19 protein-coding genes and 1 tRNA gene are annotated in these 14,487 nt (G+C 42.0%); 4 read left to right on the forward strand and 16 right to left on the reverse strand.

All coding sequences use genetic code 11. The features are described 5' to 3' along the window. Positions 1–7: 7 nt before the first annotated feature. The 9 genes from flgH to AC5FX4_RS14580 form a co-directional block, all read right to left on the reverse strand. Positions 8–691: a flagellar basal body L-ring protein FlgH gene (flgH, locus tag AC5FX4_RS14540; protein WP_493607075.1), complete on the reverse strand. Its 684-nt coding sequence runs from the start codon at positions 689–691 to the stop codon at positions 8–10. Positions 692–706: 15 nt separating this feature from the next. Beyond that, the gene (gene flgG / locus AC5FX4_RS14545; protein WP_493607076.1) at positions 707–1,495 is read right to left on the reverse strand and encodes a flagellar basal-body rod protein FlgG; all 789 of its coding nucleotides are present in this window, start codon (positions 1,493–1,495) and stop codon (positions 707–709) included. Between the two features lie 18 nt (positions 1,496–1,513). Beyond that, positions 1,514–2,278, reverse strand: a complete 765-nt coding sequence (locus tag AC5FX4_RS14550) for a flagellar basal body rod protein FlgF (protein ID WP_493607077.1) — start codon at positions 2,276–2,278, stop codon at positions 1,514–1,516. Between the two features lie 133 nt (positions 2,279–2,411). Further along, the gene (gene flgE, locus AC5FX4_RS14555; protein ID WP_493607078.1) at positions 2,412–3,764 is read right to left on the reverse strand and encodes a flagellar hook protein FlgE; all 1,353 of its coding nucleotides are present in this window, start codon (positions 3,762–3,764) and stop codon (positions 2,412–2,414) included. A 45-nt stretch (positions 3,765–3,809) separates the two neighbouring features. Continuing rightward, complete coding sequence (locus AC5FX4_RS14560; RefSeq protein ID WP_493607079.1) at positions 3,810–4,487, reverse strand: flagellar hook assembly protein FlgD; 678 nt, start codon at positions 4,485–4,487, stop codon at positions 3,810–3,812. Between the two features lie 14 nt (positions 4,488–4,501). After that, positions 4,502–4,936, reverse strand: a complete 435-nt coding sequence (gene flgC / locus AC5FX4_RS14565; RefSeq protein WP_476287659.1) for a flagellar basal body rod protein FlgC — start codon at positions 4,934–4,936, stop codon at positions 4,502–4,504. Between the two features lie 5 nt (positions 4,937–4,941). Then, positions 4,942–5,349, reverse strand: coding sequence for a flagellar basal body rod protein FlgB (gene flgB / locus AC5FX4_RS14570; RefSeq protein ID WP_493607080.1), 408 nt, complete (start codon positions 5,347–5,349; stop codon positions 4,942–4,944). A gap of 82 nt (positions 5,350–5,431) precedes the next feature. After that, positions 5,432–6,265, reverse strand: coding sequence for a CheR family methyltransferase (locus AC5FX4_RS14575; protein WP_493607832.1), 834 nt, complete (start codon positions 6,263–6,265; stop codon positions 5,432–5,434). A 17-nt stretch (positions 6,266–6,282) separates the two neighbouring features. Beyond that, positions 6,283–7,215, reverse strand: a complete 933-nt coding sequence (locus AC5FX4_RS14580; RefSeq protein WP_493607081.1) for a chemotaxis protein CheV — start codon at positions 7,213–7,215, stop codon at positions 6,283–6,285. Between the two features lie 184 nt (positions 7,216–7,399). Between AC5FX4_RS14580 and flgA the strand changes: the two genes are divergently transcribed. From flgA to flgN, 3 genes are all read left to right on the forward strand, one after another. Then, entirely contained in the window at positions 7,400–8,062 is a 663-nt protein-coding gene (gene flgA / locus AC5FX4_RS14585) for a flagellar basal body P-ring formation chaperone FlgA (RefSeq protein ID WP_493607082.1), read from the forward strand. Positions 8,063–8,131: 69 nt separating this feature from the next. Further along, entirely contained in the window at positions 8,132–8,458 is a 327-nt protein-coding gene (gene flgM, locus AC5FX4_RS14590) for a flagellar biosynthesis anti-sigma factor FlgM (protein ID WP_493607083.1), read from the forward strand. Further along, on the forward strand, positions 8,451–8,879 hold the full coding sequence (gene flgN / locus AC5FX4_RS14595; RefSeq protein ID WP_493607084.1) for a flagellar export chaperone FlgN: 429 nt from the start codon (positions 8,451–8,453) through the stop codon (positions 8,877–8,879). The genes flgM and flgN overlap by 8 nt, the downstream gene beginning before the upstream one ends. Before the next feature lie 47 nt (positions 8,880–8,926). Here the strand turns inward: flgN and AC5FX4_RS14600 are convergent, their stop codons facing one another. After that, the gene (locus AC5FX4_RS14600) at positions 8,927–9,325 is read right to left on the reverse strand and encodes an LPP20 family lipoprotein (RefSeq protein WP_493607085.1); all 399 of its coding nucleotides are present in this window, start codon (positions 9,323–9,325) and stop codon (positions 8,927–8,929) included. A gap of 189 nt (positions 9,326–9,514) precedes the next feature. On the opposite strand from AC5FX4_RS14600, the gene AC5FX4_RS14605 reads away from it, so the two are divergent. Next, positions 9,515–10,705 (forward strand): flagellar assembly protein T N-terminal domain-containing protein, encoded by a 1,191-nt coding sequence (locus tag AC5FX4_RS14605; RefSeq protein WP_493607086.1) that lies wholly within the window; start codon positions 9,515–9,517, stop codon positions 10,703–10,705. A 112-nt stretch (positions 10,706–10,817) separates the two neighbouring features. Here AC5FX4_RS14605 and AC5FX4_RS14610 read toward each other — a convergent pair whose 3' ends face one another. The 6 genes from AC5FX4_RS14610 to AC5FX4_RS14635 form a co-directional block, all read right to left on the reverse strand. Continuing rightward, positions 10,818–11,291 carry a DUF1203 domain-containing protein gene (locus tag AC5FX4_RS14610; protein ID WP_493607087.1) on the reverse strand — a complete coding sequence of 158 codons (474 nt, stop codon included), beginning with the start codon at positions 11,289–11,291 and terminating at the stop codon, positions 10,818–10,820. 278 nt (positions 11,292–11,569) lie between these two features. Then, positions 11,570–11,644: transfer RNA gene (locus AC5FX4_RS14615), tRNA-Arg, on the reverse strand. 82 nt (positions 11,645–11,726) lie between these two features. Beyond that, positions 11,727–12,386, reverse strand: a complete 660-nt coding sequence (locus tag AC5FX4_RS14620) for a FlgO family outer membrane protein (RefSeq protein WP_493607088.1) — start codon at positions 12,384–12,386, stop codon at positions 11,727–11,729. Between the two features lie 8 nt (positions 12,387–12,394). Further along, positions 12,395–13,072, reverse strand: a complete 678-nt coding sequence (locus AC5FX4_RS14625; protein ID WP_493607089.1) for a FlgO family outer membrane protein — start codon at positions 13,070–13,072, stop codon at positions 12,395–12,397. 13 nt (positions 13,073–13,085) lie between these two features. Further along, a complete protein-coding gene (locus AC5FX4_RS14630; RefSeq protein WP_493607090.1) occupies positions 13,086–13,682 on the reverse strand; it encodes a FlgO family outer membrane protein in 597 nt (198 codons plus the stop codon). Between the two features lie 66 nt (positions 13,683–13,748). Continuing rightward, complete coding sequence (locus AC5FX4_RS14635) at positions 13,749–14,477, reverse strand: SPOR domain-containing protein (protein ID WP_493607091.1); 729 nt, start codon at positions 14,475–14,477, stop codon at positions 13,749–13,751. Positions 14,478–14,487: the final 10 nt, after the last annotated feature.

A 14,487-nucleotide genomic window follows, 5' to 3' on the forward strand; every position in this document is an offset into this window, starting at 1 on the left:
TAACCCTTTAAAATGGTAGTAATGTGCTTAAGAAGAATTTAGCTAACCAACCTGGACTTTGTGTTTCTTGGTGCTGGCCTTTGCCTGAGTATTGGATACGTGCATTAGCGATACGGTTTGATTCGACCGTGTTATCCGCTTTCACATCCGATGCCCTCACTAATCCTTCAAGACGAATAAACTCTTCACCCGTGTTTAATGTCAGCCACTTTTCCCCACGAATAACCAAATTGCCATTGGGTAAAACACGCATCACGTTCACTGATATGTTACCAAACAAGCTATTTGATTGATTCGCTTGGCTATCTCCTTTGAACGAAGACTCAGATTCTAAGCCAAATTGAATGCTTTCTTTACCAATATTAATGGCAGAGCCACCTAACCCCGTAATTGGGCTGAGCGAGGCGTCAGTCTCTTTATCTGTTTGGTTATTCGCGGCCTTTGACGCGGCTGTTGTTTCACGCAAAATAACAGTAATAATATCGCCGGTTCTTAAGGCCTTTTTGTCCGAATACAAATCATTGGCTCGGTATTCACTAAACAGAGATCCGGTTGCCACTACGGGTTCTGCTTCCTGTTCAGGGTACATGGGCGCATAGTATGGGTCATCGCGCACCACATCACTATTTTGCGTTGACACACATCCTGCAAGTAAAGTGGTTACTAAAATGGCTAAGCTCAAATCACGCATACTGCCCCCTAAATTTTAAAGTTGCTGGTTGATATAACTAAGCATTTCATCCACTGATGAAATGACTTTTGAGTTCATCTCGTAAACCCGTTGAGTTTCAATCAGATTGACCAACTCTTCAGTTACATTTACATTTGATGTCTCTAGTGCGCCTTGCACAATAAGCCCTAGACCATCAACGCTCGGGTTACCTTGTACCGGTGCACCACTCACTGCCGTTTCCGTGTATAAGTTTTGACCCATTGGCTCTAAGCCCGCAGGGTTGATAAAGTCACTGATCACCAACTGGCCGATAACGGCATTTTCCGCTTCACCTGATACTGTGACCGACACTTCACCATCTTGAGAAATAGTAATGGATTTTGCATTCTCTGGAACGTTCATCTGTGGCTGTAGCGGAAAACCTGCACCTGAGGTTACAATTCGACCGGTTTCATCGGTGGTGAACTGACCATTTCGTGTATAAGCTGTTGTTCCATCTGGCATCTGTATTTCAAAAAAACCAGGGCCTTGGATCATCCAATCCAAAGTATTTTCAGTACTGAGCATATTGCCTTGAGAAAAATTTTTCTGGTTAGCGACCACCTTAGAGCCGGCGCCTAACATCAAACCTGATGGCAACTCAGTATCTTGCGACGACCGACCACCGGGTTGGTTAATATTTTGATAAAGTAAATCTTCAAAAATTGCACGACTCTTTTTATATCCAACAGTACTCGCGTTAGCTAAGTTGTTAGAAATAACCGCAATATCTGTTTGTTGCGCATCTAAGCCTGTTTTACTGATCCACAATGCTGGGTTCATAACAATTACCTCACTCGGTTAGACGATACGCAGCAAAGATACATGACGTTCGTCTATCTCTTCTGCGGTCTTCATTAATTTCATTTGCATTTCAAATTGACGCTGGTGGTTAATCAAATCCACCATCTCGTGCACAGGGTTAACGTTCGAGCGCTCTAACGTACCGCTCATGACACGTGCCGTTGGGGAAATATCACAAAACCCACACTGGCCGTTAACTAATGCATCATCTTTTGGACGAAACAAGCCATCATTGCCTTTTTCAAGCTGGCTATTGTCCGCATCAATAATTTTTAATCGGTCCACAACTTCCATAAAGTTAGCAGGTGCGCCTTGAGGGCGAACTTGAATAGAGCCATCATCACTAAATACCACCTTATCGACAGGAATAGGTAATATGATAGGACCGCCCTCGCCAATAAGTTGACGCCCATGGCTGGTGACCAAAGCGCCATCTGCACGAATGTTTAAATTACCCACTTTGGTATACGCTTCGTTGCCACTTTCGTCCATCACGCTGATCCAAGACTCTTGTGAAACCGAAATATCTAAATCTCTTGCCGTTTCAACAATTGGCCCCGAGATCAAATTAGTCCCAGGGCGCTCTTGCATCGCAAACACACGAGTCGGCAAGCCTTCACCAAATGCCTGCATTGAACGTGCTTGCGCAAAGTCGGCTTTAAAACCTATGGTATTTGAGTTGGCTAAGTTATTAGCTTTAATAGCAACGCCACGCAAACTTTGTTTTGCGCCAGACATTGCAACATAGAGCATTTTATCCATAACACTAACCTTACTAATAAATTCATCTAACTAATAAAAGCAATAATAGTGCCAACAAATAAATGACGGTTTTTAAGTCTATGAAAGGGTATGAAAAAGGCCGCATGATGCGGCCTTAGAACGTGAAATATAATTATCGGATCTGTAGAATTGCTTGTTGCAGCGTTGAGTTCACTTCCAGTGCACGAGAGTTTGCTTGGAAGTTACGCTGAGCACTGATCAAATCAACCAGTTCATTAGTTAGATTTACATTCGACTGCTCAAGCGATGAAGAACTAATACTACCTAAAGTCCCCGACGCAGGTTCCCCTGCTATTGGCTCTCCCGAGGTTAAGCTTTTCTTCCACGCAGTATTACCAACTGGTGACAAGCCCTGAGAGTTTGAAAAGCGTACCATCGCAACTTGGCCCAGATAAGTCGAGTCACCATTACTATATGCCGCAATAATTTTACCATCAGCGCCAATATCAATACTAGATAAACGACCCACTGTTGCACCATCTTGTTCTAGCGCTTTCACTTCAAAACGACTAGCGTATTGGGTAGGTAGCTTGTTCGACGTGTTTGCTTCATCACGCCAGTTCATAGTGATATTGTTGGGAAACGCCGCACCATTGGTCAAAAGCGATGTCAAGCCACTCGTGAAAGGAGGGCCTCCGGCGCCTGGACCTGTCAGGTTAAGCGCATCAAAAGTTGTGTTACCTGCGCTAACGGGCGTGGCCGGTAAGCCACTCGCATCAAAGGTAAAGGTAGTAAGGGCTGTAAGCGGTGAGCCAGTATCTAGTGCACCATTAGTGGTAAATGAATTACCATCCAAGGTACCGTATACATTCCACGTATTTGCCGCTGTCTTTCTAAAAAATAGCTGCATAACATGCGGTTCACCCAAAGAGTCATAGACTGTTGTGGATGTGGATGAATTATATGAAGCGGATTCTGTCGGAGAAAACGCAATTGTCGGTACCTGCTCTCTAGAGTCCACATTAAACGAATTATAGATAGTCGATGTTGCTCTTGGCGAACCCGAGGCATCTGGGATCTGTAAAGCCGTTGAGGTACTTAAGCTCACAGATGTTGTATCCCCCGTAGATGGGTCAACAGGAAAACCTTGTAGAAAATTACCTTGCGCATCCACAATAAAGTTGTCTTTGTTCAGCTTAAACGCCCCTGCACGCGTATAGGTATAGTCTTGTGAACCAAACTCTTCACTCATTGCAAAATAACCTTCGCCAGTAATGGCAAGGTCTAAAGAGTTATTCGTAAACTTTAATGAACCTTGGTGAAATTGCTGAGCAACCATGGTGGTTTGCGCACCATCACCTGCTTTGGTTTTAGCCGAACTAAAAACAGACGCTGCATAAACATCAGCAAACTCAGCACGCGACTCCTTAAAGCCGGTGGTATTCACGTTTGCAATGTTATTGGCCGTTACATCTAGGTCTTTTTGTGCTGCCGCCAAACCCGTTAATGCTATATTAAAACTCATACTCTCACCTCTTGTACTCTAAGGTTAATTCTGTAACTAAGATAACTATGCGATTTCAGCGACATCAGTCAGTTTCACTGCACCCGAACTTGTATTGATCACGATACCATTTGCACCATTCACATTTACGCTATCTATATTTTTAAATGTCGCCATAGGCAGGCTTGTATACGTGCCATTTAGTCTGCCTTCTGCCTTAATTTTGTATTCACCATCTGGCATTTGAACTTTATCGTTGTTCTTACCATCCCACTCAAACCGTAAAGCGCCAGCGGTTTGACTGCCCATTTCCATGGTACGAACCAACTGATTCTTGTCGTCATAAATACTGATAGTAAGATCTTCAACCGGTTGAGTGGCGATCACCGACCCTTTTGCCAATTGATCAGAGCCAACATTAATAGTATCTGATTCGAGTAATGCTTTTTTGCCAACCAAGGTTGAAGCTTGCAGCGCTGAGTTTGACGTCATCGATGCTGATAGCATTTCAAACTTCGAATTTAAGTTAGAAATCCCCTCTGCCATCGTGAAGTTGGTCATTTGCGCTATCATCTGATCATTATCAGCCGGCTTACTTGGATCTTGATAGGAAAGCTGTTGTGTTAACAACGAGAAAAAGTCTTCTTGCGTTAACTGATCGTTCTTCTCTTGTGGTTTGTTTTCCTTATTCCAACGCAGGGAATCCATATAAGAGGACGATGCCGCATTAATATCATTACTCATCAGCTATACTCCCGTTAACGCTGACCAAGTAGTAGAGTCTTACTAAGCATTTGCTTAGCTGCGTCAGCTACTTGTACATTGGTTTGATACGAACGAGATGCAGAAATCATATTGGTCATTTCTTCAACCACGTTCACATTGGGTTTATAGATGTATCCATCTTTATCGGCACTCGGGTGATTAGGGTTGTACTCAACTTGAAGTGGTTTATCACTCTCTACAATCCCTAACACTTTCACCCCCACAGATGCATTTAGCTGTGTCGGGTCTTGCATTGAAGACGCCTTGGTTAACTCAGCTGCAAATACCGGGTGCCTTGCTCTATAAACCTTATCCTGGCTAGAGCTAATACTGTTTGCGTTCGAAATATTACTGGCAGTAGTGTTTAGGCGAATGTTCTGAGCACTCATACCTGTACCTGCAATATCAAATACGTTATATAAACTCATAATAATTACCCTTGACTACCTAACGCCTTTTTAAGGCTTTTAAACTTACCAGACAGAAATTGCAAACTGGCTTGATACTCTAATGAGTTTTGTACATACAAGTTTCGTTCCACCTGTACATCAACCGAGTTACCATCACCCGTATCTGTTTGATTTGGATTGCGAAATAGTTCTAAACCGCCAGTTAACTTAGTGCCACCAGCGATGTGGTTGGAATCTGTACGGACCATATTATTGCCGCGCTCTTGACCCGACTTTGCCGCTTTAAATGCTTGGGCAAAATCAATGTCTTTAGCTTTATAACCTGGGGTGTCAGCGTTGGCGATATTACTGGCGAGGATCTCCGCTCGTTGAGAACGGATCACCATCGTTTGAGGGTGTACTCCCAATGCCTTATCAAAACTGATTGCCATAACACTACTCCAAAAATTTGACTCAGGAGTGTTACTGCAAAAGTTAGGCCAGAAGTAAAAAGGCGGAAAAAACCGCCTTAAGTTATTGTTTTTTCTGATAAATTATACCTGGATTACAGCGTATCATATCAAACGCGTCGCTTAATCCAGCCATTGATTCTGAAGCGCCGAGAAAGAGATATCCCTTTGGATTGAGCGCTTGCGCAAATTGAGAAATGATTTTTGCTTTCACTTGAGGTGAAAAATATATCAATACATTTCGACAAAAAATAACATCAAACTTCCCCATTAGTGCATAAGAATCTAACAGGTTTAAATGTCTAAAATTTACCATTCGTTTGATAGGGTCAACAACTTGTGCCATGCCGTTGCCGCTGTCTTTAAAAAACTTATTTCGCCTTTCCGCAGACAGTCCTCTAGCGAGTGCCAGTGCGTCATACTCCGCATTTTTACACATATCAAGCATGGTATTGGAGATGTCGGTGCCCGTGATCTGCACACCCATCTTCAATGCACCAGGGCTTTTACTCTGGTATTCACTTGCCGACATCGCAATTGAATAAGGCTCTTGCCCCGACGAACTTGCCGCAGACCAAATCTTGATTGGTCTACGTAACTCGCTAAATTCTGGAAATATTTTAGTTTTCAAAAGCTCAAAAGGATAGGTATCACGAAACCATAAAGTTTCATTTGTCGTCATCGCATCGACGACTGCGGCACGTAATTGCCGCTCATGTGGACTGAGCGTTTTTGCGACTAATGCAGAAAGTGTATCAACGCCAAATCTCGCCATCAGAGGCGCTAAGCGACTCTTGACAAGATAAAGCTTGTTATCACCTAGAACGATGCCACATTGTTGTTCTAGAAACGTTCTGAATTGATCGTATTCGCCCTGCTGAAGATGCTTATTTTCCAAAGTACTACCGCCATTCATTAATCACAGTGAACCCATTTTTTAACCGCAGCTGCCAATTCATCAGGGTTAAACTTCGCAATAAAGTCATCAGCACCTACCTTTTCAATCATCGCATGATTAAATACGCCGCTAAGCGAAGTATGCAAGATAACGTGCAATGGTGCCAACTTAGGATCTGCTTTTATTTCAGCGGTGAGCGTATAACCATCCATTTCAGGCATTTCAACGTCAGAGATTAATAAGCCGACACGTTCAGTGATGTCGTTTTGGCAATCCATCTGTGCAATCTCTCTAAGACGCACCAATGCCTCACGACCATTTTTGGCAAGTTCTGTTTGGACGCCTAATGGTTCAAGCGCGCGTTTTACTTGGTTACGTGCAACTGCAGAGTCATCGGCAATAAATACAATGCGCTCGCCCAAGTCTTTTTGCATTTCGCCGTCAGAAATAATGTCTTGACTGACTTCAGTATTGACCGGACAAATCTCGTTTAGGATTTTTTCAACATCTAAAATTTCGACAAGCTCATTTTCAATTTCTGTGACCGCAGTTAAATACGAATATCGACCAGCACCGGAAGGTGGCGGCATGATCTTTTCCCAATTCATATTCACAATCCGCTCAACGGCACCAACCAAAAAACCCTGAACAGAACGATTATATTCAGCAATAATAATAAAACAATTATGGATATCTTCTATCGGAGGTCCGCCTACAGCCAGAGACATGTCAATAACTGAAATAGTTTGCCCACGAATATGTGCAACACCTCGAACAAAGGCGTTGGATTTAGGCATGCTCGTTAGCGGTGGACACTGGAGCACTTCTCTAACTTTAAACACGTTAATGCCAAAGCGTTGTCGACCTTTAAGCCTAAATAGCAATAACTCTAGGCGGTTTTGCCCAACCAACTGGGTACGTTGGTTTACTGAGTCTAAAATACCTGCCATTTCACTCTCCTACTATATTAATGCTTAACGGAACGATACTTGCAGACGCTAATAAAGGAACGATAACTCTTGAAGAGGTGCCACAATTAACGCAAAATCTTTATACCTTTTTTCACATGATAAGCATAGTCGAAACATCATGAGTTTGTTAAAAAAAACCAAATCTATCGGGTTTTTAACCTCGATGGTATACATTCTGCTCAGTTGTGAAATTTATGCTCAACAATTCAATAATCAAGACCTAGAAGAAGCTGCCAGGACCTACATTGAAAACATGGTCCCAGCTAGCCCTGAAAGCAAAATACAAATTTCAGCTCTACCACTGGATGCAAGGCTACCCACTCGCGAGTGTGAAAAGCCCATTGATATCATGACACATGCGTCGCCCCCATTTAATCGGCAGGTAACCGTACAACTTAAATGTGACGATTTAATTGGCTGGACACAATATGTACATGTTCGTATTGAAGAACTGTTTCCAGTGATTGTCAGTAGCACGATGATAGCCAAAGGAGAACTAATAGCAGAGGAACATCTCAAATTAGACTTCCTAGCGAAATACTTTGTCCGGGCGACTCATATTGACGATAAATCTTTGCTAATTGGTAGTCGAAGTAAGCGTGTCATACGTGAAGGAATGCCCATTGGCATGCATCAAATTTGCATGGTTTGCAAAGGAGATATTATCAATATTTATGCAAGAACGACTACTTTGACGATTAAAACCGTCGGTATTGCATTAGAAGACGGTAACATTGGTGAGCAAATTCAAGTTAAAAATCAAAAGTCTGGAAAAATAGTCTCTGGAAGAGTAAAAGATGTTGATTCTGTTGAGGTCAATATTTAAAATTTTTGCTAAAGTTATAGTCAGAGCAGCCGATATTCTAAACAAGAATTTAATTTTGGGTCACAGATCATGGTAAATAACGTAAAAGGTCAAACGCAATCTAACAGCGTGCTTAATAATATTAAGCAGCAAAAGGCTGAGTTGCAAAAAAATGAAGCGAATGCTGCTAATACAGCGCCCACTAAAGCGCCGCAAAAAGCCGCTACTGATTCAGTAAGTTTAACACCTCAAGCACAGCAACTTAAAAACTTGCAAGAAAAGGCTAAAGACGCCCCAGCATTCGATAGTAATAAGGTTGCTGAACTTAAAAAAGCCATTAGCGAAGGCAAGTATCAAATTGATGCCGAAAAACTCGCTAAGAATATCGCCGCTTTTGAGTTTGATATGTATGGATGAACAGCTTAACCTCTGTCTTCATAAACTAGAAACACAGCTCACTAACCTAGCAACTTTGACCCAGTTGCTAGACAGTGAGCTTAATGCGTTAGCTGCTCGAAAAGGTGACCACTTAAAAGAGCTTGCGAGAGACAAACTCACCTTACTGAACACTATCCAAAAACAAGACAAAGAATTGTCTGGCTTTGACAAAGCACTTTTCCAAGCTGAAGAAGCAATTGAGAAAACCGATAAAATTGAAGAGCTGCTCATTGAATGTAAAAGAAAAAATGAAGTAAACGCACAGGCTGCACATCAAGCTCATTTAAGCGCGAGAGAATTAAAAAGTATTCTTTTAGGCGCCCCTTCTTCTATTACTTATGGCCAAGACGGTAACGTTGTGACTGGTAATAGCGAATTGGTTAAAAACCTTAAAGCATAGCAATACGCTCTGTGTCTAAACAGAGCGTTACCAAGTCTCACATCTAATCAGTAGTAAGTTACGCGTTTTATCTTTCTCGGTTTTACCTGCGTAATATATAAATCGTGCACACGCTTCATATCAAGTTCTAGTTCAGTCACATATGCATCACCCGACGCATAGCTCTTCACAACCTTCGCTCCTCGTATCAAACCTGTAACTTGGCTCCTCAGTCCATCATTCTTAGCGACAGCCCCTTGAACTGTCATACCTGCAGAGATATTTTGTCCATAGACTTGCTCTGTTAACTCTCTGTATGCCTCTAGCTTTGATACTTTCACCGCCATCAGCATTTTTTGCGTATCACTTTCGCCCGGCTGAGCGCTTAGTGGAGCGTAACCAATTGCCTTCAAGACTGGGTAGTGATCTGGTTCAATGTATTCATATTCAATGTTCTTATCAAACATCGAACTACATCCACCCAATAAAAATAAAAGTATGGTTATGGCGACAAAGCCTATACTGTTAGAAGTTCGTGTGGCATTCATCATTCTCTACCTCTTAAATTTGATGATTTATCCAATGCACAATTCTTGCCAAAAATGTTGGTATATGACTTGCTAAGTTCATTACAGTTATTCTTTAAGGTTTTAATTATGATTAGAGCAGTCGCTTTGCTTATGCTGGCAGCAATGAGCAGTAATGTTAAAGCTGAGTGGTATGAAGTCATCGGTTATGCAAGTACGCAAGGGCGCGACATGGCTGATGCTCGTCAAGCAGCTGTTAAAGATGCTATCACACAAGCGTTGATCTTCTCTGGCGCTACTATAAGCAGCGTTCAAACGGTGGCTGACGGCGTCTTGAGCCAAGATGAGATAAAGATCAAGTCCCATGGTGAAATCCAACAAGTTAACCTAGTCAGCGAAAACCAAAGTGACGAACAATATAGTGTTACCTTGCACTTAGATATTTATGCCACCGAGAAAAAATGTCCGGGCCAGCAATTTAATAAACAAATTGCCATTACGCAAAGCCAATTAACACAGCCCCACCAAGCAAGGTTGGGTCAAATTTTTGACATTGCTAAATCTGCATCTCGCCGTTTGTTTAATACCCTGAATGAGCGTACTTCGGCAGTCAAACCAATTCCTTATTTGAATTCCCCGCTTAACGTCAGCGAGTACTTTTCTCAGCAATTTAACTATGATCATATGTTGATTGAAACAATTTCAACCAATAGTAATAGCCAATACGTGTTGCTAAGCCAAATAACAGATGTCGCGGGGTTAGATAAACTCAATAATGATTATGCCTTTTGGCAAGATGATGAGTATCTTCGCAGCTTTAAAATTGACTTTGCGCTATACGACTCAATGACATTCGAGCAGGTATGGCAGCAACATTATGTTACTCAAGGGGTTTGGCCATTCAAAAAGACTAAAATTGTTGACGTATATAGTGAGCAATTTTGGCGATCGCACTATGGACAACAGATCCAAGATATTTTTAATAAAGTAAGTCAAGACCTAGATATAGCAGTGGCTTGTATACCAACCAAAGGCAAGATCTTGTACATCGATAATGAGCAAGTTGTGATTAATTTGGGCAAGAAACATGGCCTAGAACCAGGCAAAGTACTGTCAATCATGCATCGTAGTGACATCGTCACTGGTAATGGCAAAATTATAAATTCAACGCGACAAACTATCGACCAACTAAAGGTTGTCAACGTGAATATGCAAAGCGCAACCGCCATTAACTTAAATACGCGCCCATTGAGCAATGTACAGCTCAACGATATAGTTCAAGTACTCGTTAAGTCTGATGAATCATTCGAGCTTGAATAATAAAGAAGGTGCTCAATAGGCACCTTTTATACCAATTTACTTAATTTACTGCTCCATTTTCAGCCAGCACAGTCTTGTTTAATAATTACGCATGGGCATTAACAGCACATGGTTAAGCTCGATACGCAGTACAGCTAAAACAGCCAGGCTTTGCATTATGTATTTGAATGTATTCTACACTTTGCACCTTGAACATCTCATGCAAACATTTATCGACAACTTCCCCCAGCGTTGTTTGGGCTGAAACCATATTGCCCTGTTGATCATAAGCCCTGAGTGAGAGTGATCGTGAGTACAGTACCTGAGGGATCTCATTCACCTTAAGTTTAGCTTCTTGACTATTTTCACCGATAAAAATAGGACCAGACGCACGATAAGGCCCAGATACATCGTGGTGAATGTAGTGAAGTAACAAAACCCGCTCGCCCACTTCTACATCTTTTAGCGACAAACGGCACGGATAACCCTGTTGCTCATCTGCGGTCAACCACGTCGCATTGTGTGCTTGTAACACATCCGCTTGCGCATTGAAAAGATGTGCAACGTCTTCATAACTCAGTCCTTTAATAACAAATTGCTCTTTCATAACACTCCCCTTTTAATGGAAATCCCATTATAGAAATGTGCTGGATACATACTCGCCAGATATAGAATCAACAATGCCAAAAGGTTGTTATCAATAAACAAAGGTTAAACGACGCACACGAAGACGTGAGTTAAGTGACTCTAGAAAACAGTGAACGATTAGGAGCAACAGAACTACGAGTACCACTCGTCGTACGCTTTGGGCTCATTTTGAACCCAGTCATAAGAATATGGATTAACGAAACAAATTATTAGGTAATTGTTTTTTAAGGGAAGAGTTGGCGGCCCCTACAGGAATCGAACCTGTAACTATCCCTTAGGAGGGGACTGTTATATCCATTTAACTAAGAGGCCGCAACAGTATAAAGTATATCGTTTTGGCCTCTGAAATTTCAAGACTTTTTTATATAACTCAGTAACTTGAAACGAGACAAGCTTACGGAAATTGCGACACAATCAAATCAGCGCTTTGCAAAACATAACTGGGCACAAGCTTACTACTGGTAGCAATGACCTGCTTGGACTCGATATCAACGATACGTGCATTCACTTCAACGCCGGTGCTTCTGTATATCATGGTGCCTGATAAAACATGACTGGCCACTTTTTTCTGTGCCAGCCGTTTCAATTCTCGTGAAAATGAAAAATCACCATTCGCTGTCACCGTAATAGAGTTGGCTGTCTTGAAATCAACCACGCCATAGCCAAACTTTTGTAGCTGGTGAATAAAAGTTTCCGATAGCTGATTACCCAACTGATTGGTTGAGCGCAAATTATTGTCAAACTCGACAAACGACGCGACAGCAATGTGTATCTCATCTTCGTAAGTCATCGTGTCTACGAGATCGAGCGCCATTTGCTCGACATAATTAGACAAACTCAAGTTATGTCGCATCGGGTTAAACTTCAATGCGTTTTGATTCATTGCGTATTCATCCGCCTGCTCACGTTGTTTTGTAGCTTGTGCTTGACGATAGAGTTCATCCAATGGACTTGCTGCTGGTTGCGGATGAACAGGCTGCTGCATCGGTGTGATTAATTGACACCCAGCTAACGATGCTAAAAGCGTTGCCCATAAACAAAATTGCTGTTTCATCTTAAACCTCAATTACTCGCTTTTTTTAACAAAACACCATCGGTTCGATAGCTGTTACCCAAGGCATCGACTACAGACTGAGGGATAAACCCCTGTGCAGAGCCTACCACCGCCTTACTATTGATCCCAACGATTCGCGCATTAACCAATACACCGCCTTGGTGATTAACTAATGTGCCCGCTAAAACGTATTGAAAGTTCTGAGTTTCATTTAGCTCTAGGTAGTCACGGCTAAAAACAAAGTCACCTTGAGGCGTCACACGCATATAGTCTGTCGTTTTAAAGTCCACCACTGCAACACCAAATTTATGTAACTCATGCATGAAACTCTCCGACAGTTGGTTACCAAGCAACGTGCCTTGCCCGTAGTCATCATCTAGGTATACAAAACTAGAAACAGCCAAAGGAGTCTTAGCGTTGACGTACTGTAAATTTTCAATCATATCTTGCATGATACCGCGCACATAGTGATTGATATTCTTACGACTGACGCTTGCCATCTGGCTAACTTGATTAGGAATTGCATTACGCGCTTGAAATGCTTCTTTGGTTGTCGCAGGTGCCATAACGCCACGTTGAGTACTTGATGCTGACAAATCACCTTGCTTTTGTGTACCAAATGATTCCATCATATTGGCGCATCCAACACCCAATGGTAATAACAATATATATAACAAATTCTTCATTGTGTGTTCCTCATTAATATTCAGTACGATAGATAGCACCATCGCGTTGCTGTACTTTTTCATCCGACCACATCACATTGATTGGGATCTCAGTAGTTGCAGCAGAGACAACGCGTGAGCTTTGCATATCAATAAGTCTAGCATTGACGATGTAGGCATGTTGTTGCTGAGTCAGGGTACCTGTGATCACAAAGTCAATATTCTGACGTTCTCTTAAGTTATCGAGCTTACGACTTAGCATGCTATCGGCGTTCTCAAGTAGCGTGAGTTGATTTTCTAGACGATGCTCTACAGCGTGGTAACCCAGTTGCGTAAACTGAGTGAGTAGGCTTTCTTGGATCTGCTGACTTAGGCCCGACATTTGTTGGCTGGCAAGGCTTTTTCCTAACCCGTCGGCTTTGAAAAAGCTCATTACGGCTATACTGGCATTGCGTTTTCTCACCCCTGTAATGTTACTCAATTGCACACTTAAATCACTGACATACTGATGTACAGTGTAAGGTGCCATGGTACGTTCTGGTGTTACATATAACGGGTGATGCTTCTCGACATCACCTGCGCTTTGGCAGCCAACAAGGCCTATACAAATTAAAAGAAGTACTACGCGCATTATCATCGAGCCCAAATTAACAGTTCTGCTCATGATAAATGCAAAAAGCATACCGAAAAGGTGTTGCTATAGTTTTGTAGTTAGAGAGTCTTGATTAAAGTTGCTTACAATACAATTAATGGCTTTTTTCTTGAGGTCTTTGCAAGCGTCGAGTGCGGCTGATTTTTCGGCATAGCCTCCCGCTTTAAGCCGAAAAAAAGTCACATTATTGACATTGGCTGTTTCAACATTTAACTGTTTGTATAATGTTTCAGGTAACTTCGCTTTGAGCAAGGGAAGTAAACTCTCCAAACGCGCCTTTTGCGTCACTGAGCTCAACTGCAACGCATATTTTAAGCCACTATTACCGTGATTACTTCTATCTGCTGCTTTTGGCTCACTTACTGTTGCTGTGACAGTATTTTGAGGTTCAGAAGGAGCAGTTTGTAAGGTTAGCGTCTTATTATCTTCAACTGGCACTGGCTTGGCGGGTAAACTCGATACTTCAACCTCTGCGTCTTTGCTAAGCACATTTTGAGCATACATTGTCTGCCTAGACTCTTGTTCCATTTGTTTTTTTACTAACCCATCTAGCTGGGTAATTAAAACGCCTAAATCTCTTTCTATTTTAAGCAAACGATCAACCCCAGCTTTAGCTTCTTGCCATTGTTTCGCTGATTCTTGCAGTTCTGCCAGTTCTGATTTAGTAATAACAGCGATATTCTCATTTTTTGATGACGTACTGCTACACCCTGCCACTAAAAATAAAATTCCACAAACCAAAGCACTTGTTTTGAGTAGTTTGAGCTTTATCATCATTCATCCT

It is taken from the genome of Pseudoalteromonas sp. ATL1, assembly GCF_058933015.1.

What these genes read in the sequence shown, in the direction of transcription:
- AC5FX4_RS14600 (WP_493607085.1), bottom strand. Translation starts at nt 9,325, where the DNA reads ATGTTTGATAAGAACATTGAATATGAATACATTGAACCAGATCACTAC.
- AC5FX4_RS14560 (WP_493607079.1), bottom strand. Translation starts at nt 4,487, where the DNA reads ATGAGTAATGATATTAATGCGGCATCGTCCTCTTATATGGATTCCCTG.
- AC5FX4_RS14635 (WP_493607091.1), bottom strand. Translation starts at nt 14,477, where the DNA reads ATGATAAAGCTCAAACTACTCAAAACAAGTGCTTTGGTTTGTGGAATT.
- AC5FX4_RS14625 (WP_493607089.1), bottom strand. Translation starts at nt 13,072, where the DNA reads ATGAAGAATTTGTTATATATATTGTTATTACCATTGGGTGTTGGATGC.
- AC5FX4_RS14630 (WP_493607090.1), bottom strand. Translation starts at nt 13,682, where the DNA reads ATGCGCGTAGTACTTCTTTTAATTTGTATAGGCCTTGTTGGCTGCCAA.
- AC5FX4_RS14580 (WP_493607081.1), bottom strand. Translation starts at nt 7,215, where the DNA reads ATGGCAGGTATTTTAGACTCAGTAAACCAACGTACCCAGTTGGTTGGG.
- flgH (WP_493607075.1), bottom strand. Translation starts at nt 691, where the DNA reads ATGCGTGATTTGAGCTTAGCCATTTTAGTAACCACTTTACTTGCAGGA.
- flgC (WP_476287659.1), bottom strand. Translation starts at nt 4,936, where the DNA reads ATGAGTTTATATAACGTATTTGATATTGCAGGTACAGGTATGAGTGCT.
- AC5FX4_RS14605 (WP_493607086.1), top strand. Translation starts at nt 9,515, where the DNA reads ATGATTAGAGCAGTCGCTTTGCTTATGCTGGCAGCAATGAGCAGTAAT.
- flgN (WP_493607084.1), top strand. Translation starts at nt 8,451, where the DNA reads ATGGATGAACAGCTTAACCTCTGTCTTCATAAACTAGAAACACAGCTC.
- flgA (WP_493607082.1), top strand. Translation starts at nt 7,400, where the DNA reads ATGGTATACATTCTGCTCAGTTGTGAAATTTATGCTCAACAATTCAAT.
- flgM (WP_493607083.1), top strand. Translation starts at nt 8,132, where the DNA reads ATGGTAAATAACGTAAAAGGTCAAACGCAATCTAACAGCGTGCTTAAT.
- AC5FX4_RS14550 (WP_493607077.1), bottom strand. Translation starts at nt 2,278, where the DNA reads ATGGATAAAATGCTCTATGTTGCAATGTCTGGCGCAAAACAAAGTTTG.
- flgB (WP_493607080.1), bottom strand. Translation starts at nt 5,349, where the DNA reads ATGGCAATCAGTTTTGATAAGGCATTGGGAGTACACCCTCAAACGATG.
- flgE (WP_493607078.1), bottom strand. Translation starts at nt 3,764, where the DNA reads ATGAGTTTTAATATAGCATTAACGGGTTTGGCGGCAGCACAAAAAGAC.
- flgG (WP_493607076.1), bottom strand. Translation starts at nt 1,495, where the DNA reads ATGAACCCAGCATTGTGGATCAGTAAAACAGGCTTAGATGCGCAACAA.
- AC5FX4_RS14620 (WP_493607088.1), bottom strand. Translation starts at nt 12,386, where the DNA reads ATGAAACAGCAATTTTGTTTATGGGCAACGCTTTTAGCATCGTTAGCT.
- AC5FX4_RS14610 (WP_493607087.1), bottom strand. Translation starts at nt 11,291, where the DNA reads ATGAAAGAGCAATTTGTTATTAAAGGACTGAGTTATGAAGACGTTGCA.